22 protein-coding genes are annotated in these 21,979 nt (G+C 61.0%); 10 read left to right on the forward strand and 12 right to left on the reverse strand.

Annotated features, from left to right (window positions below):
* Nucleotides 1–47 precede the first annotated feature (47 nt).
* The 3 genes from QMK52_RS13395 to arcD (QMK52_RS13405) are packed head-to-tail and all read right to left on the reverse strand — an operon-like array spanning nucleotide 48 to nucleotide 3,780.
* Nucleotides 48–1,058, reverse strand: a complete 1,011-nt coding sequence (locus tag QMK52_RS13395; protein ID WP_005790837.1) for an ornithine carbamoyltransferase — start codon at nucleotides 1,056–1,058, stop codon at nucleotides 48–50.
* A gap of 12 nt (nucleotides 1,059–1,070) precedes the next feature.
* Entirely contained in the window at nucleotides 1,071–2,327 is a 1,257-nt protein-coding gene (gene arcA / locus QMK52_RS13400) for an arginine deiminase (RefSeq protein ID WP_005790835.1), read from the reverse strand.
* Between the two features lie 25 nt (nucleotides 2,328–2,352).
* Nucleotides 2,353–3,780, reverse strand: coding sequence for an arginine-ornithine antiporter (arcD, locus tag QMK52_RS13405; protein WP_005790833.1), 1,428 nt, complete (start codon nucleotides 3,778–3,780; stop codon nucleotides 2,353–2,355).
* A gap of 404 nt (nucleotides 3,781–4,184) precedes the next feature.
* On the opposite strand from arcD (QMK52_RS13405), the gene arcD (QMK52_RS13410) reads away from it, so the two are divergent.
* Nucleotides 4,185–5,612 (forward strand): arginine-ornithine antiporter, encoded by a 1,428-nt coding sequence (arcD, locus tag QMK52_RS13410; protein WP_005790831.1) that lies wholly within the window; start codon nucleotides 4,185–4,187, stop codon nucleotides 5,610–5,612.
* Nucleotides 5,609–6,472: a DNA-3-methyladenine glycosylase family protein gene (locus tag QMK52_RS13415; protein ID WP_005790829.1), complete on the forward strand. Its 864-nt coding sequence runs from the start codon at nucleotides 5,609–5,611 to the stop codon at nucleotides 6,470–6,472. Before arcD (QMK52_RS13410) ends, QMK52_RS13415 begins: the two co-directional genes overlap by 4 nt.
* A gap of 102 nt (nucleotides 6,473–6,574) precedes the next feature.
* On the opposite strand, the gene QMK52_RS13420 is transcribed toward QMK52_RS13415, so the two are convergent.
* The 6 genes from QMK52_RS13420 to QMK52_RS13445 form a co-directional block, all read right to left on the reverse strand.
* Nucleotides 6,575–7,924: a CoA transferase gene (locus QMK52_RS13420; RefSeq protein WP_320404177.1), complete on the reverse strand. Its 1,350-nt coding sequence runs from the start codon at nucleotides 7,922–7,924 to the stop codon at nucleotides 6,575–6,577.
* A 40-nt stretch (nucleotides 7,925–7,964) separates the two neighbouring features.
* A complete protein-coding gene (locus tag QMK52_RS13425) occupies nucleotides 7,965–9,308 on the reverse strand; it encodes a sensor histidine kinase (protein ID WP_194439044.1) in 1,344 nt (447 codons plus the stop codon).
* A 65-nt stretch (nucleotides 9,309–9,373) separates the two neighbouring features.
* Nucleotides 9,374–9,832 carry a hypothetical protein gene (locus QMK52_RS13430; RefSeq protein ID WP_005790823.1) on the reverse strand — a complete coding sequence of 153 codons (459 nt, stop codon included), beginning with the start codon at nucleotides 9,830–9,832 and terminating at the stop codon, nucleotides 9,374–9,376.
* Nucleotides 9,833–10,083: 251 nt separating this feature from the next.
* Nucleotides 10,084–10,761, reverse strand: a complete 678-nt coding sequence (locus QMK52_RS13435; RefSeq protein ID WP_122733628.1) for a response regulator transcription factor — start codon at nucleotides 10,759–10,761, stop codon at nucleotides 10,084–10,086.
* A 100-nt stretch (nucleotides 10,762–10,861) separates the two neighbouring features.
* A complete protein-coding gene (locus QMK52_RS13440) occupies nucleotides 10,862–11,161 on the reverse strand; it encodes a YciI family protein (RefSeq protein WP_005790820.1) in 300 nt (99 codons plus the stop codon).
* A gap of 1 nt (nucleotide 11,162) precedes the next feature.
* Nucleotides 11,163–11,759, reverse strand: a complete 597-nt coding sequence (locus QMK52_RS13445; protein WP_005790819.1) for a septation protein A — start codon at nucleotides 11,757–11,759, stop codon at nucleotides 11,163–11,165.
* 87 nt (nucleotides 11,760–11,846) lie between these two features.
* Between QMK52_RS13445 and QMK52_RS13450 the strand changes: the two genes are divergently transcribed.
* The 6 genes from QMK52_RS13450 to rluB all read left to right on the forward strand — a co-directional run bounded on the left by QMK52_RS13450 (nucleotide 11,847) and on the right by rluB (nucleotide 16,795).
* The gene (locus tag QMK52_RS13450) at nucleotides 11,847–12,710 is read left to right on the forward strand and encodes a PHP domain-containing protein (RefSeq protein WP_005790818.1); all 864 of its coding nucleotides are present in this window, start codon (nucleotides 11,847–11,849) and stop codon (nucleotides 12,708–12,710) included.
* Nucleotides 12,711–12,723: 13 nt separating this feature from the next.
* Complete coding sequence (locus tag QMK52_RS13455; RefSeq protein WP_003193796.1) at nucleotides 12,724–13,353, forward strand: L-threonylcarbamoyladenylate synthase; 630 nt, start codon at nucleotides 12,724–12,726, stop codon at nucleotides 13,351–13,353.
* A gap of 120 nt (nucleotides 13,354–13,473) precedes the next feature.
* Nucleotides 13,474–14,172, forward strand: coding sequence for a segregation and condensation protein A (locus tag QMK52_RS13460; RefSeq protein WP_164365898.1), 699 nt, complete (start codon nucleotides 13,474–13,476; stop codon nucleotides 14,170–14,172).
* Between the two features lie 12 nt (nucleotides 14,173–14,184).
* The gene (scpB, locus tag QMK52_RS13465; RefSeq protein WP_005790816.1) at nucleotides 14,185–15,099 is read left to right on the forward strand and encodes an SMC-Scp complex subunit ScpB; all 915 of its coding nucleotides are present in this window, start codon (nucleotides 14,185–14,187) and stop codon (nucleotides 15,097–15,099) included.
* A 139-nt stretch (nucleotides 15,100–15,238) separates the two neighbouring features.
* A complete protein-coding gene (locus QMK52_RS13470; RefSeq protein WP_005790815.1) occupies nucleotides 15,239–15,430 on the forward strand; it encodes a DUF1289 domain-containing protein in 192 nt (63 codons plus the stop codon).
* Nucleotides 15,431–15,574: 144 nt separating this feature from the next.
* The gene (gene rluB / locus QMK52_RS13475) at nucleotides 15,575–16,795 is read left to right on the forward strand and encodes a 23S rRNA pseudouridine(2605) synthase RluB (protein ID WP_005790814.1); all 1,221 of its coding nucleotides are present in this window, start codon (nucleotides 15,575–15,577) and stop codon (nucleotides 16,793–16,795) included.
* A gap of 191 nt (nucleotides 16,796–16,986) precedes the next feature.
* On the opposite strand, the gene QMK52_RS13480 is transcribed toward rluB, so the two are convergent.
* Together QMK52_RS13480 and QMK52_RS13485 are read right to left on the reverse strand one after the other, a co-directional pair.
* Nucleotides 16,987–17,946, reverse strand: coding sequence for a hypothetical protein (locus tag QMK52_RS13480; protein ID WP_005790813.1), 960 nt, complete (start codon nucleotides 17,944–17,946; stop codon nucleotides 16,987–16,989).
* A gap of 73 nt (nucleotides 17,947–18,019) precedes the next feature.
* The gene (locus QMK52_RS13485; RefSeq protein ID WP_003237751.1) at nucleotides 18,020–18,157 is read right to left on the reverse strand and encodes a hypothetical protein; all 138 of its coding nucleotides are present in this window, start codon (nucleotides 18,155–18,157) and stop codon (nucleotides 18,020–18,022) included.
* 647 nt (nucleotides 18,158–18,804) lie between these two features.
* Between QMK52_RS13485 and QMK52_RS13490 the strand changes: the two genes are divergently transcribed.
* Both QMK52_RS13490 and arfB read left to right on the forward strand, forming a co-directional pair.
* The gene (locus QMK52_RS13490; protein ID WP_005790812.1) at nucleotides 18,805–20,223 is read left to right on the forward strand and encodes an amino acid permease; all 1,419 of its coding nucleotides are present in this window, start codon (nucleotides 18,805–18,807) and stop codon (nucleotides 20,221–20,223) included.
* Nucleotides 20,224–20,332: 109 nt separating this feature from the next.
* On the forward strand, nucleotides 20,333–20,746 hold the full coding sequence (gene arfB / locus QMK52_RS13495; RefSeq protein ID WP_003193787.1) for an alternative ribosome rescue aminoacyl-tRNA hydrolase ArfB: 414 nt from the start codon (nucleotides 20,333–20,335) through the stop codon (nucleotides 20,744–20,746).
* On the opposite strand, the gene QMK52_RS13500 is transcribed toward arfB, so the two are convergent.
* Nucleotides 20,743–21,939, reverse strand: a complete 1,197-nt coding sequence (locus QMK52_RS13500; protein ID WP_005790807.1) for an MFS transporter — start codon at nucleotides 21,937–21,939, stop codon at nucleotides 20,743–20,745. The two genes, arfB and QMK52_RS13500, sit on opposite strands and share 4 nt — an antisense overlap.
* Between the last annotated feature and the right edge of the window lie 40 nt (nucleotides 21,940–21,979).

The raw sequence follows: 21,979 nt of genomic DNA on the forward strand, positions 1-21,979 counted from the left end.
TCGCAGGCAAGCCAGCTCCCACACTGACGGTGTTCACACCGTGGAAATTAAATGTCTGCCAACGCCGACACCAGGATCGCCTTGATGGTATGCATGCGGTTTTCCGCCTGCTCAAACGCGATATTGGCCGGCGACTCGAAGACTTCCTCGGTCACTTCCACGCCGTTGGCCAGGTGCGGATAGCGCGCAGCGATGTCCTTGCCGACCTTGGTTTCGCTGTTATGGAACGCCGGCAAGCAGTGCATGAATTTCACCCGGGGGTTGCCCGAGGCTTTCATCATCTTGGCGTTGACCTGGTACGGCAGCAGTTGCTCGATACGCTCGTCCCACGCTTCCACCGGCTCGCCCATGGACACCCAGATATCGGTGTGGATGAAGTCCACGCCCTTCACTGCTTCTTTCGGGTCTTCAGTGATGGTGATGCGTGCGCCGCTTTCCTCGGCAAACGCCTGGCATTGCTTGATGAAATCCTCGTGCGGCCACAGCGCTTTCGGCGCGCCGATGCGCACGTCCATGCCGAGCTTGGCGCCGATCATCAGCAGCGAGTTGCCCATGTTGTAGCGGGCGTCCCCGAGGTAGGCGTAGCTGATGTCATGCAGCGGCTTGTCGCTGTGTTCGCGCATGGTCAGGGTGTCGGCGATCATTTGGGTCGGGTGGAATTCGGCAGTGAGGCCGTTGAACACCGGCACACCGGCGAACTTGGCCAGCTCTTCGACGATTTCCTGTTCGAAGCCACGGTACTCGATGGCATCGAACATCCGGCCCAGGACACGGGCGGTGTCTTTCATGCTTTCTTTGTGGCCGATCTGCGACGACACCGGGTCGATGTAGGTGACGTGGGCGCCCTGGTCATGGGCCGCGACTTCGAAGGCGCAGCGGGTGCGGGTCGAGGTTTTTTCGAAGATCAACGCGATGTTCTTGCCTTGCAGGTGCGGACGCTCGGTGCCGGTGTACTTAGCGCGCTTGAGGTCGCGGGACAGGTCCAGCAGGTAGTTCAGTTCGCGAGTAGTGTGGTGCATCAGCGACAGCAGGCTGCGGTTGCGCATATTGAAAGCCATGATGGAATCTCCTTAATAGTCGATAGGGTCGCGGATGATCGGGCAGGTCATGCAGTGGCCGCCGCCACGGCCACGGCCGAGCTCACCGGCGCTGATGGTGATGACTTCTACACCGGCCTTGCGCAGCAGGGTGTTGGTGTAGGTGTTGCGGTCGTAGCCAATCACCACGCCCGGTTCCACGGCCACCACGTTGTTGCCGTCATCCCATTGCTCGCGTTCGGCGGCGAAGCTGTTGCCGCCGGTCTCGACCACGCGCAGTGCCTTGAGGTTGAGCGCTGCGGCGACGGTTTCGAGGAAGTTGGTTTTCTCCCGTTGAATGTCGATACCGTGAGGCTTGCTTTCGTCAGGGCGCAGGGTGAACGGCACGATCTGGTTGACCACTTCCGGGAAGACGGTGACCAGGTCGCGGTCGCAGAAGCTGAACACGGTGTCCAGGTGCATCGCGGCGCGGGATTTGGGCAGGCCGGCCACGATGACGCGCTCCACCGCTTTGTTCTTGAACAGGTTGCGCGCCAGTTGGCCGATGGCCTGGTGGGACGAGCGCTCGCCCATGCCGATCAACACCACGCCGTTGCCAATCGGCATCACGTCGCCGCCTTCCAGTGTGGCAGCGCCGTGCTCCTGGTCGGGGTCGCCGTACCAGATCTGGAAATCTGCGTTGGTGAACTCCGGGTGGAACTTGTAGATGGCGGAGGTCAGCAGGGTTTCCTGGCGTCGCGCCGGCCAGTACATCGGGTTGAGCGTTACGCCGCCGTAGATCCAGCAGGTGGTGTCGCGGGTGAACTGGGTGTTGGGCAGCGGCGGCAGGATGAAGCTGGCGTGGCCGAGGAAGTCGCGGAACATCTCGATGGTCTTGCCACCGAAACTGCTCGGCAGGTCATCGGCCGATACGCCACCGATCAAATACTCGCTGATCTTGCGCGGCTCCAGGCTACGCAGCCACGAGCCGACTTCGTCGACCAGGCCCAGGCCCACGGTGTTGGCGGTGATCTTGCGTTGCAGGATCCAGTCCAGCGCTTCGGGGATGGCGACGATATCGGTGAGCAGGTTGTGCATTTCCAGCACATCAATATCCCGCTCGCGCATCTTGGTCACGAAGTCGAAGTGGTCGCGTTTGGCCTGGGCCACCCACAGCACGTCATCGAACAGCAGCTCGTCGCAGTTGTTGGGGGTCAGCCGCTGGTGGGCCAAACCTGGGGAGCACACCATGACTTTGCGCAGTTTGCCGGCTTCGGAATGTACGCCGTACTTAACTTTTTCCGTGGTCATTACAGATCCTCCAGTGAACATACAATTACAGAGTCAGGAAGCCGTCGTAGAGCCCATAGGCCGCCACCAGGGCGCCAATGACCACTGCGGCGAAAATCAGCTTCTCGACGTTGGTGAAAATCGGTTTGCCCAGTTCACGCTTGGCCTTGGCGAACAGGATCGCGCCAGGGGCGTAGAGCAGGGCGGAGAGCAGCAGGTATTTGGTGCCGCCGGCATAGAGCAGCCAGATCGCGTAGATCAGGGCGATGGCGCCGATGAACAGGTCTTTCTTGCGCTCCTTGAGCGCGTTTTCGTAGGTCTCGCCGCGCACCGCCAGCAGCAGGGCGTAGGCCGCCGACCACAGGTAAGGCACCAGGATCATCGAGGTGGCGAGGTAGATCAGCGACAGGTAGGTGCTCGCGGAAAACAGGGTGATCACCAAAAATATCTGCACCATCGCGTTGGTCAGCCACAGGGCGTTGACCGGCACATGGTTGGCGTTTTCCTTGCGCAGGAACTCCGGCATGGTGTGGTCCTTGGCGGCGGCAAACATGATCTCCGCACACAGAAGCACCCACGACAGCAACGCGCCCAGCAACGAGATGATCAGGCCGACGCTGATCAGCACCGCACCCCAGTGGCCCACCACATGCTCAAGCACGGCAGCCATCGACGGGTTCTGCAACTTGGCCAGTTCCGGTTGGGTCATGATCCCCAAAGACAGCACGTTCACCAGCATCAGGAACAGCAGCACAGTGATAAAACCAATCACGGTGGCCTTGCCCACGTCGCTGCGTTTCTCGGCACGGGAGGAAAAGATGCTCGCGCCTTCGATGCCGATGAACACCCACACGGTGACCAGCATCATGTTGCGCACCTGGTTCATCACACTGCCCAGGTCGGGGTTTTTCACACCCCAGATGTCAGCGGTGAAGATGTCCAGCTTGAACGCGAACAGGGCGATGAGCACGAACAGCAGTAGCGGCACGACCTTGGCGACCGTGGTCACCAGGTTGATGAACGCTGCTTCCTTGATGCCGCGCAGCACCAGAAAGTGCACCGCCCACAGCAGTACCGAGGCACCTATCACCGCCGCTGGCGTGTTGCCTTCGCCAAAGATCGGGAAGAAGTAACCCAGGGTGCTGAACAAGAGTACGAAGTACCCGACGTTGCCCAGCCAGGCACTGATCCAGTAGCCCCAGGCTGATGAAAACCCCATGTAATCGCCGAAACCGGCCTTGGCGTAGGCGTACACCCCGCCGTCGAGATCGGGCTTGCGGTTGGCGAGGGTCTGGAACACGAATGCGAGGGTCAACATGCCGATGGCGGTGATCACCCAGCCAATCAACACGGCGCCTACGTCGGCACTGGCGGCCATGTTTTGCGGGAGTGAAAAGATCCCGCCGCCAATCATTGAGCCCACGACAAGTGCAACCAGCGCACCAAGCCTAAGTTTTCCGGGAGAATCAGACATTGCGTGACTCCAATGCAGGAGAAGAGAGATCACAGAATAATTCCGTGCGCTAATAAAACAGCTGACTCAGATCACTTCATTGGCACATTCCATTGTGAATTAACGACTTAGGGTGGCAGTTGCGGGGCGACACGGCCTGTGCAAAGGCGCTCGCTAGAGCGGTCTCCTACAATGTGGTTAATCATTTGGTCAGGGGCATGGATGTTGACGCTAGTTCGTATTTGCGGATGTGCAAACTTTTTGTACGTTGTCTGACGAGCGCTTCATAATTGCCGTATTTAAATTCTAAATAAGCCTAAACTTCCCGCGTTTACATACCCATATGTTATGAAGCGCTAGCGTCATTAAATTGAATTAGTTGAGTGCGCGGTGGTCGGCTCAAACATTTATTGCGAGGAACCTGCATGTCTCAACCAGCCCAGAAACTTCGGCTCAGTGCCCTGATCGCCCTGGTAGTAGGTTCGATGATCGGCGGCGGGATCTTCTCGCTCCCGCAAAACATGGCAGCCCGCGCCGAAGTGGGAGCAGTGCTGATCGGTTGGGCCATTACCGCGGTTGGCATGTTGACCCTGGCGTTTGTGTTCCAGACCCTGGCCAACCGCAAACCGGAACTGGATTCCGGGGTGTACGCCTACGCCAAGGCCGGCTTCGGCGATTACATGGGGTTCTCCTCGGCCTGGGGCTACTGGATCAGTGCGTGGATGGGCAACGTCGGCTATTTCGTGTTGCTGTTCAGCACCCTGGGTTACTTTTTCCCGGCGTTCGGTCAGGGCAATACACCACTGGCCATCGGTTGTGCATCGCTGTTGCTGTGGGCGGTGCATTTTCTGGTGATGCGCGGGATCAAGGAAGCGGCGTTCATCAACCAGATCACCACCGTGGCGAAGATCGTGCCGCTGCTGATGTTTATCGTGATTGCCGCCGTAGCGTTCAAGGCCGACATCTTCACCCGTGATATCTGGGGCCTGGGCAATCCGCAGATGGGCAGCGTGGTCGAGCAGGTGCGCCACATGATGCTGGTCACGGTGTTTGTGTTTATCGGTATCGAAGGCGCCAGTGTGTACTCGGCGCGGGCCGAGAAACGCTCGGATGTGGGGCGCGCGACGGTGATTGGTTTCCTGGGGGTGCTGGCGCTGCTGGTGCTGGTGAATGTGCTGTCGTTGGGCATCATGGGCCAGCCGGAACTGGCGCAGTTGCAGAACCCGTCCCTGGCGGGCGTGCTGGAACACATTGTCGGGCCCTGGGGAGCGATATTGATCAGCCTCGGCCTGGCGGTTTCGCTGCTCGGGGCATTGCTTTCGTGGGCGTTGCTCTGCGCGGAAATCCTCTATGCCACTGCCCATGACAAGACCATGCCGGCGTTCCTGAAAAAGGAAAATGCCAATCAGGTGCCGGTTAACGCGTTGTGGCTGACCAATGTGATGATCCAGGCATTTCTGGTGATCACGCTGTTTTCGGCCAGTACCTACACCACCCTGATCTACCTGGCGTCGTCGATGATTCTGGTGCCGTACCTGTGGTCGGCGGCCTATGCGGTGCTGTTGAGCGCGCGTGGCGAAACCTATCAAGGCGCTCAGCGCCGACGCATGAAAGATCTGCTGGTAGGCTTGATTGCTCTCGGTTACGCGGTGTGGCTGCTGTATGCGGGCGGTTTGAAATATCTGCTGCTGTCGGCGCTGCTGTATGCACCGGGTGTGATCCTGTTTGCCCTGGCCAAGCGGGAGCAGGGCCGCCCGTTGTTTACCTCGCTTGAAAAAGGCATTTTCGGTTGTGTGATCGCGGGCGCCGGGTTAGCCGCGTATGGGCTGTATAGCGGGGTATTGTCGCTGTGAGGTTGGCGTATCAACCGCCTTATGACTGGGCGGCGATGGTGGCGTTCTTATCGGCCCGGGCAATCACCGGGTTGGAAACCGTGGTGGCCGGAGTGTATCGACGCAGCATCAGTGTGGCCGGGCGACATGGCTGGATCAGCGTCGAGCCGGGGGCGGGGGATTGGCTGGAGGTGACGGTCGACTTTCCCGAGCCGACCGCGCTGCCCGAGATCGAGCGGCGCCTGCGCAGGATGTTTGATCTGGACGCCGTGCCCGCCGTGATCAACCTGCAATTGGCCAGGGACCCGTTGATGGCGCAACTGGTTGCGGCTCGACCAGGGCTGCGGTTGCCGGGTACATGGGACGGCCTGGAGTTGGCCATTCGCGCAGTGCTGGGCCAGCAGATCACGGTGGTGGCGGCGATCCGGTTGGCGGGCAAGCTGGTGGCTCAGTATGGCCAGCCGCTGCACACCCCCCACGCCGGTATTACTCACCTGTTCCCGGCACCCGAGGTGCTGGCAGCGGCGGACCTGGCGGCCCTGGGCATGCCCAAGGCGCGGGGCCGCACCTTGTCCGGTGTGGCCCAGGCGTTGTTGGATGACCCTCGGATTTTCGAGCCCAAGGCCAGTCTCAAGGACGGTGTTGCACGGTTGGTGGCGTTGCCGGGGATTGGCGACTGGACCGCGCAGTACATCGCCATGCGCCAGTTGCGCGAGGCGGATGCGTTTGCGTCGGGGGACATTGGCTTGATCAATGCGCTGACGGCGCTGGAAGGCGAGCCGGTGTCGGCACGGCAGTTGCTGGCGCGGGCCGAGGCGTGGCGGCCGTTGAGGGCGTATGCGGCGCAGCATTTGTGGACGTCTTTGGGGCGGGGGGATTGATGGGGGCTGTACTGGCCTCATCGGGGGCAAGCCCCTCCCACATTTGATGTGTGAATACATTCAAAAGTGGGAGGGGGGTTGCCCCCGATGGCGGTCTTCAGTTCACCACTGAGGCCGGTGCGCGCCCAATTCCCCTGCCGGCAAATCCCACTGCAACGGCGTGCCACTGATGCTCAGCGGCGCCAGTAACCGATGGGCCTGGCCCCAGGCGGTCTGCTCTACCACCAAGCCTTGATCATTGATGTCTTCGCCGCGCAACGCTGCCTGCTGCGGCACCTGTCCTGGGTCCACCAGCAACTTGGCCGTGCGCGCCAGTGACAACCGCGCCGAACCGCCCCGGCCTGACGCAAACCGCTCGCTCAAGGCCTGGATCGCACTGGCGGCCATCAGGTAACCGGTAGCGTGATCCAGCGCCTGCACCGGCAGCGGCACGGGCTTATCCGCTTGCTCGCAGGCCATGCCCGCCTCGGCGATTCCGCTGCTCATCTGCACCAGGCTGTCAAAACCGCGACGGTTGCGCCACGGGCCACTCCAGCCGTAGGCGTTGAGGCTGACGTCGATCAGCCCGGGGGCGAGGTGTTGCCGTTCGCCGAGGGTGTAACCCAGCTGTTCCAGTGCATCGGCGCGGTAACCATGGAACAGTACGTCAGCGTCCTTGAGCAAGGCTTCGAATACCTGCCGGCCTTCAGGGCTTTTCAGGTCGAGGCGGGCACAGCGCTTGCCCAGGGTCATTTCCGGTACCACGCCCGGTTCGTTCCAGGTTGGCGAATCGATGCGCAGTACATCTGCACCCAATCCGGCGAGGAAACGACTGGCCACGGGGCCGGCCAATACGCGGGTCAAGTCCAACACCTTGATACCCGCCAGCGGGCGCGCAGGTGAGCCAAGCCAGGGTTTGTCGATACCAGTGTCGAAGACCTGACGCTGTATCAACTCTTCGGCATTCACCGCCAAGCCTTGCGGATGCTGCTGCCAGGCTTGCCGCGTACGCATCTGCGCCGCACAACCGCCGGCGTCGACAATGGCCTGTTCCAGTTCTGCGGCGTTCCATGTAGCGACTTTGGTCGCCATCTCGGCGCGGTGGGCCACAGGCCCAAGCACCCGCTCGGCCGCTGCACGGTGATGGGGCGCGTTGGTGTGCAAACGAATCCAGCCATCGGCGCTGGCGTAGTCACCGGCCACCGGGTCCCACAGCGGCGGCACTTGCCAACCCACGGGGCGAATCGACGACGAAAACCACAGCGAGGCGAGACGCCGATCCACGCTGACGCTGGGCAGCCGCCCGGTCTGTTGCTGGATCAACTGGGCAACAGCCTGGCCAGCGGCGCCGATGCTGGCGACGGCCAGGTCGGTCACGGCGAAGGACGAGGGCAGCGCGCCTGCCGAGGTCTCGGGCAGCGCAATGTGCGGTAAATCGAGTGCAGCTTGGATGGGAGTCAGCAGGTCAGTCATCTAAGGCCCTCCGTAAGAGAAGGGCCACTATAGAAGAACATCACACCGCTGTGGCAGCCCCTGGGACCAAGGGCAGTTCGATGCTGGCGACAAAACCGCCGTCGGGATGATTGGCCAGGATCAGGGTGCCGCCATGGCGCTCGGCAGCACGGCGGGCAATGGCCAGGCCCAGGCCATGACCTTGCGCAGTCTGGCCCGGCGCACGGTAAAACGGCTCGCCCAGTTGGCCCAGGTGCTCGGCATCAACGCCGGGGCCGTGGTCGCGTACGCTGATCAGAATGCGCCCGTTTTGATGCTGGGCCTGCAATTGAATCGGTTGGCCGGCCGGGTTGAAGCGTTGGGCATTGCGCAGAAGGTTATCCACGGCGCGCTCGATCATGGTCGGCCAGCCCTTGAGCCGCAGGTCGACGTCGGTGCTGAGGTGCACCACTTGCTCCGGTGCGCCGAGTTGGGCGTCCTTTTGCAGGGTCTTGAGCAATGGGTTGAGGTCAATGTCTTCGGCGCTGGCGTTATCGGCGTCGACCCGCGCCAGTACCAGGATTTCGCTGATCAAGGCTTCCAGGCGGTCGCATTCGCGGGTCAGGCGCGGCCAGAGTTTTTCCCGCTCTTCGGGGCTGGCGCGCTCGGCCAGGGCCAGGGCGATACGCAAGCGTGCCAGGGGCGAGCGCAGTTCGTGGGACACATCGCGCAGCAACTGGCGCTGGCTACCGATCAGGCTTTGCAGGCGCGCGCCCATGCGGTTGAAATCGTTGGCCAATACACCGAACTCGTCGCGCCTGTTGGCCAGTTGCGCCAGGCTGTTTTGTTGATAGGTGGTTTGCCCCAGGTCATGCACCGCGCCGCGTAGACGGCTGAGCGGGCGGGTGATGGACAAGGTCACCAGCAGGCTGAACAGGGTCAGCACCACCAGGGTGATTGCCAGGGCACTGAGCGGCCACAGCAGGCTGCTGCGGTGCCACGCTTCCAACTCCGGGTGGGGAATACGGTAGATCAGCAGGTAGGTGTCGCCGGTTTTTTCGCTGGTGTACTCGGCGGTCAGGCGCCGCCAGGGCAGGTGGCCGTCCTGGCTGTCATTCTGCCGGGCTTCAAAGGCGGCGGCGCGACGCGGGAAGGTACCGCGCACTACCGGCTCGCCGCTCTCGTTAAGCACTTGCACATCGATGTGGTACTGGCGTTTGCGCTGTTGCAGCAAGTCCTGGGCGGCTTCCTCACCCTGGGCTTCGTAGAGTTGCGTCCACTCTTGCGCCAGGTTGTTGACGCCGGGGTGGCGGCTGAGAATCCAGGCGTCCTGGTTGAGCATATGCCCAAGCAGAATCGACAACCCGCCAACCAGGGCGATGGCCAGCCAGAAACTCGCCAGGATACGCCAGAACAATGAACGCACAGGAAACCCTCAAACAGGAAAAGCCCAGTGGTGTGAACCACTGGGCCGTAGGCATTACGTTCGCATTATTGCGCTTTTTGCGCTTGCTGGGCTTTCCATTCCTGGAATTGCTTCCACTCGGCACGGCGCTCGGCTTGCTTTTTGACGATCTCGTCGTATTGCTTCTGCTGGTCAGGCTTGAGCACGGCGCGGATATTGGCCTGGGTTTTCTGCTTGCCGGCGGCGATCTCGTCCTGCATGGCTTTCTGGTCAGCGGCCGGGAGTTTGTCCAGGTACTTTTGGGTCAGGTCTTTGCGAGCGTGCCATTGGTCACCCATCAGCTTGCGGATCTGCTCACGCTGTTCCTTGCTCAAGTCCAACTGGCTGAACGGGCCGCCTTTACCACGCGGGCCGTGTTCACCGTGGCCTGGGCCGCCCATCATGTGGCCTTCGTGACCGCCCATCGGGCCCGGGCCTTCAGGCATGGCCATGGCGACGGTAGGCAGTGCAGCGGCGAGCATCAAAGCGATAAGGGTCTTGCGCATGGTGATTCTCCTGTCTCTATTCCGGTGAGTCCGGATGTGAGTAGGTTACGCAGAGCAAGGTCAGCGGCGGTCAGGGGAGAGTAAAGCTTCGGTAAAGACGGGTTTGACAGGAGCTGACAAAACCCTTGAAGGTGATGAAATCAATGGTGGGAGCTGGCTTGCCTGCGATAGCGGTGTGTCAGTCCACCGTTATGCTAACTGGCCCACCGCTATCGCAGGCAAGCCAGCTCCCACAGGGTTAAGCGTGATGTTTAGAGGCTGTAGTAGTAGCCGCGACTGCGCAGCGCCACGATCCGCGGCCGGCCATCCGGGTGCGGGCCGATCTTTTTGCGCAGGTTGCTGACGTGCATGTCCAGGCTGCGATCGTAAAGGGTCAACTTGCGACCCAGGGCGATCTGCGCCAGTTCCTGTTTATCGAGGGGCTCGCCGGGCTGGCGCAGCAAGGCTTCGAGCAGGCGGCTTTCGGAGACGGTCAGGGTGAACTCCTGCTCATCGATACTCACCACGCCGCGCACCGGGCTGAAGCACAGGTCGCCCAGCTCAAGCTGGGTCGAGACCGCGGTCGGGTGGCTGCGGCGCAATACGGCACGCAGGCGGGCGGTCAGTTCGCGCGGATCGCAAGGCTTGGCCAGGTAGTCGTCGGCGCCCAGTTCCAGGCCGAGGATGCGGTCCAGGGGTTCGCCCCGCGCCGAGAGCATCAGCACCGGCAGTTCCGGGTGGTCGTTGCGCAGTTGCTTGAGCAGTTCCAGGCCGCTGCCGTCGGGCAGCATCACGTCGAGCACCACCGCCGCCGGGGCGGCTTCGGCCAAGGCTTTACGGGCGCTCAGGCCATCGTGGCAGGCGCGCACCTGGAAGCCTTCCTGGCTCAACCAACTGGTCAGCAGCTCACAGAGCTCCTGGTCATCATCTATCAGTAACAGCTCGCTCATGACTCACTCGATTTAGCCATTGTCGACGGCGACGACCCCACCGGTGACGCCGTGAGCCATTAGGAGTGCGCCGAAACGATTAGGTTCGACGCAGCCGGGTTCAAGGCAGGACTTGCTTGAACGGCTTGATCACCACATCAGCGTAGACGCCTGCTGCGACATAGGGGTCGGCCTTGGCCCAGGCCTGGGCGTCGGCCAGGGAGGCGAACTCGGCGACAATCAGGCTGCCGGTGAAACCGGCGTCGCCCGGGTCATTGCTGTCGACCGCCGGGTGCGGGCCGGCCAGTACGATACGGCCTTCGGCTTGCAGCTGTTTAAGGCGCTCGACGTGGGCCGGGCGTACGCTCAGGCGTTTTTCCAGCGAGTTGGCAATATCGGTGGCAATGATGGCGTAGAGCATGTCAGTCCTCGGTTTTCGGCGTGGTAGGCGCGGTGTCATGCAGGTGACGCGACAGGTAGATCCCCTGGCCGATCAGGAACAATACGGTCATGCCCAGGCTGCCGAACACCTTGAAGTCGACCCAGTAGTCCTGGAAGGTAAAGGCTACGAACAGGTTGGCGGCACCGCAGAACAGGAAAAACACGATCCAGGCCACGTTCAGGCGTACCCACACCGGTTCCGGCAAGGTCAGCGCGTGGCCCATGATCCGCTTGATCAGCAGGCGGTCACCGATGAAGTGGCTGCCGATAAAGACCAGGGCGAACAGCCAGTTGACCACCGGGGCTTTCCATTTAAGGAAGGTTTCGCTGTGGAAGGCCAGGGTCAGTCCGCCAAAGACCAGGCAGGCGATAAGGGTCAGCCATTGGCTTTTTTCCAGCTTGCGCTGGGAGATGAAGATGGCGCCGTAGACCACGATGGAGCTGATGATCAGTACGGCAGTGGCACTGTAGATACCCCCGAACGACAGCTCGTGACCGGCGATTTCGATGACCCTGGGGTCGAGTTTGGTAACGATGAAAAACAGCAACAGCGGGATGAAGTCGATGAATTGTTTCACAGTAAGAGCCAGAAGCTGGATGTGGCGGCATAATAACAAACATCCTTGGTTGCGATAGCGCCAGCTGACTTGAGGTTACATACCCACGTGAATGTTGATTTGCACTGCCACAGCACGGCCTCCGACGGCGCCCTGGCGCCCGCGGTACTGGTTGCGCGTGCGTTTGAAAAAGGCGTGCAAGTGCTGGCGTTGACCGACCACGACACCCTCGAAGGTCTCGATGAGGCCCGCGTAGCCGCGCATTCTTTGGGCATGCAACTGGTCAACGGGGTGGAATTGTCCTGCACCTGGGGCGGCGCCACCATTCATGTACTTGGCTACGGTTTCGATCAGAATGCCCCGCCGTTGGTGGCGGCCATTGCCCAATTGCACGATGGCCGCTGGCTGCGGTCCGAAGAAATAAGCCGCAAGCTCAGCCTTAAAGGTATGCCCGGCGCCCTCGACGGCGCCCGTGCCATCCAGCAGGAACTGGGTGACAGCGGCAACGCACCGGCCCGTCCGCACTTTGCCGACTGGATGGTGCGCGAAGGCTATGTCAAGGATCGCGCCGAAGCCTTTCGCAAATGGCTGGGGGCCGGCAAGTTGGGCGATGTGAAGCTGCATTGGCCGACCCTGGAAGACACCGTCCAGACCTTGCGGGCTTCCGGGGCCTGGGTCAGCCTGGCGCATCCCTGGCATTACGATTTCACCCGCAGCAAGCGCCGCAAGCTGATCAGCGACTATATTGGTGCGGGTGGCCACGCGATTGAGGTGGTCAACGGGCATCAACCGGCGGAACAGGTCGGCAGCCTGGCGATCCTTGCTCGCGAATTTGGTCTGCTGGTCAGTGCCGGCAGTGATTTTCATGGCCCAGGCGGCTGGTCCGAGATTGGCGAGTATCGCCAGGTCCCGGAAGATCTGCCGCTGTTGTGGGGGCGATTCAAGCATGACCCCATTATTGCCACCGTCTGAACAGGTAGAGCACGTGAGTCAATTCTTCCAGATTCATCCGGAAAACCCTCAGGCGCGCCTGATTAAACAGGCCGTGGAGATTATCCGTGCCGGCGGCGTGGTGATCTATCCAACTGATTCGTCCTACGCCATCGGTTGCCAGATCGGCGACAAGGGCGCGGTCGAGCGTGTAAGGCGCCTGCGCCAGCTGGACGACAAGCACAACTTCGCACTGATTTGCAGCGACTTGTCTCAACTGGGCCTGTTCGCCAAGGTCGACACCGGTACGTTCCGCCTGCTCAAGGCCCATACGCCGGGGCCTTATACCTTCATTCTCAATGCCACCCGCGAAGTGCCGCGCCTTTTACTGCACCCCAAGAAGCGCACCATCGGCCTGCGCGTGCCGGAACACCCGATAGCCCTGGCGCTGTTGGCCGAGCTGGGTGAGCCGCTGATGAGCGTGTCGTTGATCCTGCCCGGTGAAACCGAACCGTTGTACGACCCTTACGAAATGCGGCGCCTGCTGGAAAAGCATGTCGACCTGATCATCGATGGCGGCTACGGCGGCAACAAAGCCTCGACGGTGATCAACCTGGCTGACGGCGAGCCTGAAGTGGTGCGTGTGGGCTGTGGCGATCCGGCGCCATTTATGGTCGAGGCCTGAATGTCGGCCGTGGAAACCGCTGATCCCCAGGCCGGCGCCCAGCAGGAACTGCCGTTCGCCATGGTCTATGGCCAGGCGGTCATGGAAATGCCCCTGGACCTGTACATTCCACCGGATGCCCTGGAGGTCTTCCTGGAAGCCTTCGAAGGCCCGCTGGACTTGCTGCTGTACCTGATCCGCAAGCAGAACATCAATATCCTCGACATCCCGGTGGCAGAAATCACCCGTCAGTACATGGGCTACGTCGAGCTGATGCAGTCGGTGCGCCTGGAGTTGGCCGCCGAGTACCTGGTGATGGCCGCCATGCTCGCCGAGATCAAGTCGCGCATGTTGTTGCCGCGTTCGGAGACCGTCGAAGCCGAAGAGGATGACCCGCGCGCCGAACTGATCCGCCGCTTGCAGGAGTACGAACGCTTCAAGGCCGCCGCCGAAGGCATTGACGGCCTGAGCCGCGTGGGCCGTGATGTGGTGGTGCCCAAGCTCGACGCACCCGAGGCCCGTGCGCGCAAATTGCTGCCGGACGTGAGCCTGGAAGAATTGCTGATGTCCATGGCCGAGGTGCTGCGCCGTGGCGATATGTTTGAAAGCCACCAGGTCAGCCGCGAAGCGCTGTCTACCCGCGAGCGCATGAGTGATGTGCTGGAGCGCCTCAAGGGTGGTGGGTTTGTGCCGTTTGTCGAGCTGTTCACCGCCGAAGAAGGCCGACTAGGTGTGGTGGTGACCTTTATGGCGATCCTCGAACTGGTCAAGGAATCCTTGGTCGAGCTGGTGCAGAATGAGCCTTTTGCGGCTATCCACGTGCGGGCGCGAGCCGAATAACGAGCTGAATCGATGAATCTGACTGAACCCCGCGAACTGGCACCCTTGCTGGAGGCCTTTCTCCTGGCCTCGGGTAAACCGCAATCCCTGGAGCGCCTGTTCGAACTCTTTGAAGAAGCTGAACGCCCGGAGCCGCCGGTATTCAAGAAGGCGCTGGAGATCCTGCGCAAGTCCTGCGACGGCCGTGCCTTTGAGTTGCGCGAAGTGGCGTCGGGTTATCGCCTGCAGATCCGTGAGAAGTTTTCGCCGTGGGTGGGTCGCTTGTGGGAAGAGCGGCCGCAGCGTTATTCGCGGGCAATGCTGGAAACCATGGCGCTGATCGCCTATCGCCAGCCGATTACCCGTGGCGAAATCGAGGACGTGCGTGGTGTGGCGGTCAACAGCCATATCGTCAAGACCCTGCTGGAGCGCGAGTGGATCCGCATCGTGGGTTACCGCGACGTGCCCGGCAAACCGGCGATGTTCGCCACCACCAAGGTGTTTCTCGATCATTTCAATCTGAAGAACCTCGACGACCTGCCGCCCCTGGCTGAACTGCGCGAAATGGAAGCCGAGCCGGTGCTCGACTTCGACGATGCGCCGGTGCCGCAAAGCCTGCAGGAGCTGGCCGATGCCAGCGCCGAGCCGGAGGAGCCCAAGGACGAAACCAGCTTCCATACGCTGTTGTTGGAGCTCGATGATATGGAGCAAGGGATCAAGACTGATTTTGACGACCTCTTGCGTGATGCTGCCGACGAGCCGCAGACCGAGGTGAACGTTGAACCCGAGCCCGAAGTCGAAGCAGACATCCTCGGCGTCGCCGATGCCCGGGAAAAACTGCTGGCCGCCGTCGCCGCCCTGGAACAGCCGCCGCTGAGCGACGAAGAAGACGAAGCCCGGGCGCTGGCCGAAGCCATCGAAAACGAACGCCGCCAACTCGAAGACTGACGCAATAAAAACTGTGGGAGGGGGCTTGCTCCCGATAGCGCAGTGTCAGGCAGCAGATGCATCAACTGATCCACTGCTATCGGGAGCAAGCCCCCTCCCACATTGGATCTCCATTGGTCTGGATTGTCTGGGAGAAAACATGAGTTCCACCAAAGACCCCTGCATCAGCATCTGCAAGTTCAGTGACGACATCTGCGTCGGCTGTGGCCGCAGCAAGCGCGAAATCCGTGCCTGGAAGAAGCTCGACAAAGTCGACAAGCGCACGGTGCTGGCTGAAGCCGAGCTGCGATTGCTGGCGCTGGGTGCCACCGGTCGGCGGAAAAGCAAATGACTTGGGCGTTATCGACTAGTCTGTGATGCGCAACACGCGTCATGCGCGTATGATTCGCGACCCCTTGCCGACCTATTCGGCCAAGGCCCCGCTTTCAAGACCCCTCAGGCCACGCCTGAATCGACCCACCGGGAGGTGCTTACGATGAATGACCAAGACCAGAAAGACCAGGAAATCGGCCCAGCAGGCGAAAAGCTGCAAAAAGTGCTGGCGCGTATCGGTGTGGGCTCGCGCCGCGACGTCGAAGCCTGGATCACCCAGAAGCGCATCAAGGTCAACGGCGTCGAGGCTACCCTCGGCCAGCGCGTCGACCTGCACGATGCAATCACCATTGATGGCAAGGTCATCAAGCGTGAAGAGGCCGCCGAATCGGTGCGCCGCGTGATCATGTACAACAAGCCCGATGGCGAAATCTGCACCCGTGACGACCCGGAAGGCCGTCCGACCGTGTTCGACAAGATGCCCAAGCCCAAGGAAGGCCGCTGGATCAACATCGGTCGTCTGGACATCAACACCACCGGCTTGCTGATGTTCACCACTGACGGCGAACTGGCCAACCGCCTGATGCACCCGTCCTACGAGATGGACCGTGAATACGCCGTGCGTGTACGCGGTGAAGTCGATGACGAGATGATCGAACGCCTCAAGGCCGGCGTGGTGCTGGAAGACGGCCCGGCCAAGTTCACCGACATCAAGCAGGCGCCAGGCGGCGAAGGTTTCAACCACTGGTACCACTGCGTGGTGATGGAAGGGCGTAACCGTGAAGTGCGTCGCCTGTGGGAATCCCAGGGGCTGGTGGTCAGCCGCCTCAAGCGCGTGCGTTTCGGCCCGGTGTTCCTGAACTCCGACCTGCCGATGGGCCGCTGGCGCGAAATGAGCCAGTACGAAGTCGACATCCTCAGCGCCGAAGTCGGCCTGACGCCGGTCGCCATGCCGCAGATGAATGCCAAGAGCAAAGACAAGCTTGAGCGTATGCAGCGTAAATCGTCGCGCCCTGTTGCGCGTACCGAGCGCGTGGCTCGCACCCTTCGCCCGGCGCTGAATGCACCGGCAACCGGCGGTCGTATCTCTCGCGAGCCGCAGATCGAAGGTGAGCGTCGCCCAACCGCACCGTCCCGCCAGGAAGGTGATCGTGCGCCACGCACGCCGCGCCCTGCTCGTGGCGAAGCGCCAAGCGGCGGTCGCAGCAACCGTGGTGAAGCCGATCGCCCGGCCGACAATGCCAGTACCAAGCGTCCAGCCAAGCCGGCGGCGAACAAGCGCCCTGGCCCGAAACTGGTAGCTGATGAGCCGTCGGGCAAGCGCCGTGGCGCACCGGCAGGTTCGGGGCAGCGTCCTGGTTTTGGTCGCAAGAAGCCGCAGTGATGCGTTAAGCGCTGCATAAAAACGCCAACCCTAGGGTTGGCGTTTTTTTTGATCTGAATTTGAAATGCAATCAACTGTGGGAGCTGGCTTGCCTGCGATAGCGGTGTGCCAGTCACCTTTGTGCTAACTGACCCACCGCTAACGCGGGTAAGCCTGGCTCCCACAGGGATATCTACACGTCTGATGATCTTTTAAAAGGCAAAGGAGCCATCAAACACCGGCTTGTCATCCAGCGCCAACACCCCACTGGCAAAGATCAAATCCAAGTGATGACTGCCTTTCTGCCCGCCGCCCAGGCCCAGGTGCAGCCCGCAATGGCGCTCCTCGAACCCGGCATTGCGCGCATAAAGATCCTTGACCCCTTCGTTGGTGCCAATCCCTAGCTCCTCCACCCGACGGTTGGACGGGTTGGCATTCAGGTACTTGTTGAAATCATCCGCCAGCCCCGGCACGTCGCTGGCCACGCTGCAAATGGTCGAGTTCTCGATCCACAATTCCAGCGGTGATTGCAGCACGCCGTATTTGCGCGCAAACGGAATAGTGCTGAGGAAGGTACCCACAAACCGCACCTGGCCGTTGATGGCTTCACTGTGGGTGGCGATTTCGCCGGGGGCCAGGTCGTGGTTGCCGACGCCGTTGATATTGGTCCACTTCTTGATGCTGCTCATCGGCGCTTCAAGACGTGAACCGTGCTTGTCGGTAAAGCTCAGTACATTGGCCTGGGACATGCGTCGGATCAGCGTGGCGTTAAGGTCGGCAATACGCTGTGGCTCGACGCTGAAGGTGTCGTAGAAGTAATCACCATAATCCTTGAATAGCAGGGATTTCTTCCAGTGCTCGGCCATCACGCCGTGCAGGGCGCGGATAAAGTCCGGGCCTTCGGCGCGTGGGTTGGGCAGGGTGGAGGAGTCGTAGAGAAACAGGTACAGGTCACAGGCTTCGATGGCTTGCACCAAGGCTTCGCTGGGAGCCAGGTCCAGGCGTTGCAACTGGAAGTTGAAGCGGGCGGCGCTGCCGTGGGTGATTGCCTGGGCGATGGCGTCGTAGCGTTCGGTATGGCCCAGCAGCACGTTGGGGCGACTCAGGCCCTGGAGGGCCGGATGGTGAGCAAGATAGTAGAGAAAGTGTTCGACGGCGCGGGCCTTGTCCATGACGGGTGTCCTTCTGTGCCTTGGGTAAGGGGGCAGGTGCCGTGCACAGCACCTGCCGGATGCCTGCCGGGTATTAGAAAGGCCACATCGCGGTGCCGAAAGGCACAACGGCATCGGCTTGCATCATTTCAACGGCGGCCTCATGGGTCGGCGCTTCAAACCAATCGTCGAGTTGCAGTTCGGTTTCCAGGTCTTTTTCCAGTGCTTGCATGGTGTATCTCCTAGAGGACGTTGATTGAGAACGGCTTGCCCGCGGGCTTCGCGGGCAAGTGGAAAGAACCTAGAAGAGAGTGTTTCAAAATGCAAAAAATTTATTGACACGGTTTCATTTGGATTTTTTCTTCTGTTTTTGGCGAGCTATTTTTTATTCAGAAAAAACAGCTAATTGGCTGAACCGTTTATTCAGAAAATTCACACTGACAATTTTCCGTTGGCTGTCCGTAAAACCTGGCTGTAACGCAGCATTTCCGCATCGTAACGATAAGTTTACGCATTTGCCCCGAGAGTCTTGGGCGACCTGTAGCTGTAAGGATTAGCTGACAGTTTGTCGCGTGCACTCTGTTGGGGCGTGCCGAAGCTGTCGAGCGGTGTACAATGCGCCGCGTTTTACTGTGACTCCCCTTGCGTACCCACGCAAAAGGCCAAGACCTCAGGGTTCGATCCCCCTGATCATTCCGCCTGGCCACGAGCCGGACGGGTTCGATTTCGTCACAGATAAAAACAAACAGGTGACGCATGACCGTTAGAAAGACGCTGTACTCCTGGTGCCTGCGCCGGGGTTTGAGCGGCGCTGCTTGAGTCGGTAATTCAAGGCAGCAACCTGCATTCATATCCTCAAACCTTGCGTGAGACCCTTTCATGAGTGGAACCCATTCCTCTTCAGGCGAGCTGAAACGCGGCCTGAAAAATCGGCATATCCAGTTGATCGCCCTCGGTGGCGCCATCGGCACCGGCCTGTTCCTGGGCTCGGCCGGGGTGCTCAAATCCGCCGGCCCGTCGATGATCCTGGGCTATGCCATCTGCGGCTTTATCGCCTTCATGATCATGCGCCAGCTCGGCGAGATGATCGTCGAGGAGCCGGTAGCCGGTTCGTTCAGCCATTTTGCCCACAAATACTGGGGCGGTTTCGCCGGCTTTCTGTCGGGCTGGAACTGCTGGATTCTTTACATTCTGGTGGGTATGTCGGAGCTGACCGCTGTCGGCAAATACGTGCACTACTGGTGGCCGGAGATCCCGACCTGGGTGTCTGCGGCGGCCTTTTTCGTGCTGATCAACGTGATCAACCTGGCCAACGTCAAGGTCTTCGGTGAAGCCGAGTTCTGGTTTGCCATCATCAAGGTGGTGGCAATCGTTGGCATGATTGCCCTGGGCAGCTATCTGCTGGTCAGTGGCAGCGGCGGCCCGCAAGCCTCGGTGAGCAACCTGTGGGACCACGGCGGGTTTTTCCCCCATGGTGTTGGCGGGTTGGTGATGGCCATGGCGATCATCATGTTCTCGTTCGGCGGCCTGGAAATGCTCGGTTTTACCGCTGCCGAAGCCGATCAACCACGCACCGTGATCCCCAAGGCGATCAATCAGGTGATCTACCGTATCCTGATTTTCTACATCGGCGCTCTGGTGGTGCTGTTGTCGCTGACGCCGTGGGACAGCCTGCTGGCGACCCTCAACGCCTCCGGCGATGCCTACAGTGGCAGCCCGTTCGTGCAGGTGTTCTCGATGCTGGGCAGCAATACCGCCGCGCATATCCTCAACTTCGTGGTGCTGACGGCGGCGCTGTCGGTGTACAACAGCGGCACCTACTGCAATAGCCGTATGTTGCTGGGCATGGCCGAGCAGGGCGACGCGCCCAAGGCCCTGGCGAAGATCGACAAGCGTGGCGTGCCGGTGCGCTCGATCCTGGCCTCGGCAGCGATCACCCTGGTGGCGGTGCTGATGAACTACCTGATGCCCCATAACGCGCTGGAACTGCTGATGTCGCTGGTGGTGGCCACGCTGGTGATCAACTGGGCGATGATCAGCTTCTCGCACTTCAAGTTCCGCCAGCACATGAACCGCACCGGCCAGGTGCCGCTGTTCAAGGCGCTGTGGTATCCGTATGGCAACATTATCTGCGTGGCGTTCGTGGTGTTTATCCTGGGCACCATGTTGATGATTCCGGGCATTGACCGCTCGGTGTACGCGATCCCGGTGTGGGTGGCGTTCATGGGCGTGTGTTACTGGGTCAAGAACAAGCGGGCGCAGCAGTCCATGGATATGGCGGTCCCTGCGGTGAAGTAAGCGTCAATGTTGTTAAGCAGACCCGGCCTTGTGCCGGGTTTGTTGTTTGAGGGGATGGCCAAGGTGCATTCGCGTATCCTAGGGCTTCTTCCGGAGGACCGTGTTACTCATGCTGGTGATTTCCAACAACGTACAGTTGCCCGATGCCGAGATCGAGCTGACCGCGATCCGCGCCCAGGGCGCCGGTGGTCAGAACGTCAACAAGGTGTCGAGCGCAGTGCACCTGCGTTTTGACATTCCAGCCTCGTCCTTGCCGGAGTTCTACAAGGAGCGCCTGCTGGCGCTGCGCGACAGCCGTATTACCAGCGAAGGTGTGCTGGTGCTCAAGGCCCAGCAATACCGTACCCAGGAGCAGAATCGTGCCGATGCGTTGGAGCGCCTGGTGGAGTTGATCCAGAGCGCCACCAAGGTCGAGAAAAAGCGCCGTCCGACCAAGCCCACCCTGGGGTCCAAGAAGCGCCGCCTGGAGTCCAAGACCAAGCGCGGCAGCATCAAGGCCGGGCGAGGCAAGGTCGACTTCTAGGCGTCGCGCGTTTCCCGGGCCTTGGGTGCCTGGCGGTACAGGTACAGACTCAGCAGCAAACCGGCGGCGGCGGCGAGGGCGGCGAACAGGAAGATCGATGCAAAGCCGAAACCTGCTGCCACGGCGCCCGCCAGTGGCCCGGTGATGCCCAGGGACAAGTCGATAAACAGCGAATAGGCGCCTACCGCCGAGCCACGGCTGGAGGCGGGCACCAGGTTGACCGCCTCCACGCCCAGCGCCGGAAATACCAGGGAAAAGCCGAAGCCGCTCAACGCCGCGCCAGCCAGCGCCAGTTGGGCATCCGGCGCCAGCCACAGCAACAGCAGGCCGAGGACTTCTACCGACAGGCAAGCAATCGCGACACGAAAGCCGCCAATACGGTTGATCAAATTGCCAAACAGCAAGCGTGCGCCGATAAAACTGGCGCCGAACAGGCTCAAGGCCCACACCGCGTTATCCCAGTGCTGGGTGGTGTAATACAGGGTGATAAAGGTGGCGATGGTGCCAAAGCCGATGGAGCCCAGCGCCAGCGCGCAACCGTGTGGCAACACGCGGCCCAGCACATTCATGAACGGCAGACGTACGCCGGGCACAATCGGCGCGGCTTGTTTTTTCCAGGCCAACAACACGCCCAGCACGGCGAGCAGAATGATGCTCACGCCCATGCTCCACAGCCCGAAACGACTGACCAACAGCACCCCCAGTGGTGCGCCGACCGCCAGCGCGCCGTAGCTGGCAATACCGTTCCAGGAGATGACTTTGGCGGTGTTCGCCGCGCCGACGCGGCCGATGCCCCAGCCGATTGCGCCGGACCCCACCAGGCTTTCGGCGCTGCCCAGCACCAGTCGACCGATCAACAGGCTGCCCAGGCTCACTGCCGGCAGGCTGGAGAACCACGCCGCCAGCAACATGAACACGCCACTTGAACCGCAGCCCACCAGGCCAATCAGCACGGCGCGCTTGCTGCCCAGGTTGTCGATAATCTTGCCGGCATAGGGGCGGCTCAACAGGGTCGCCAGGTATTGCACGCTGATGACCAGCCCGGCGATCACGGCGCCATAGCCCAATTGGCTATGCACGTAGCCCGGCAATACAGCCAGGGGGATGCCGATATTCAGGTAGCCGATAAAGGTAAACAGCACGATGGAAACGACTTGCAGCGTGACGGCCATGGGTCGCTGGGTATCTGGCATGGGAGAGGTCCACTGTCGCAGCAGGTAAAGATAGGCTGCT

The sequence above is a fragment of the Pseudomonas sp. P9_2 genome (genome assembly GCF_034008255.1).
GTDB lineage: Bacteria > Pseudomonadota > Gammaproteobacteria > Pseudomonadales > Pseudomonadaceae > Aquipseudomonas > Aquipseudomonas synxantha_A.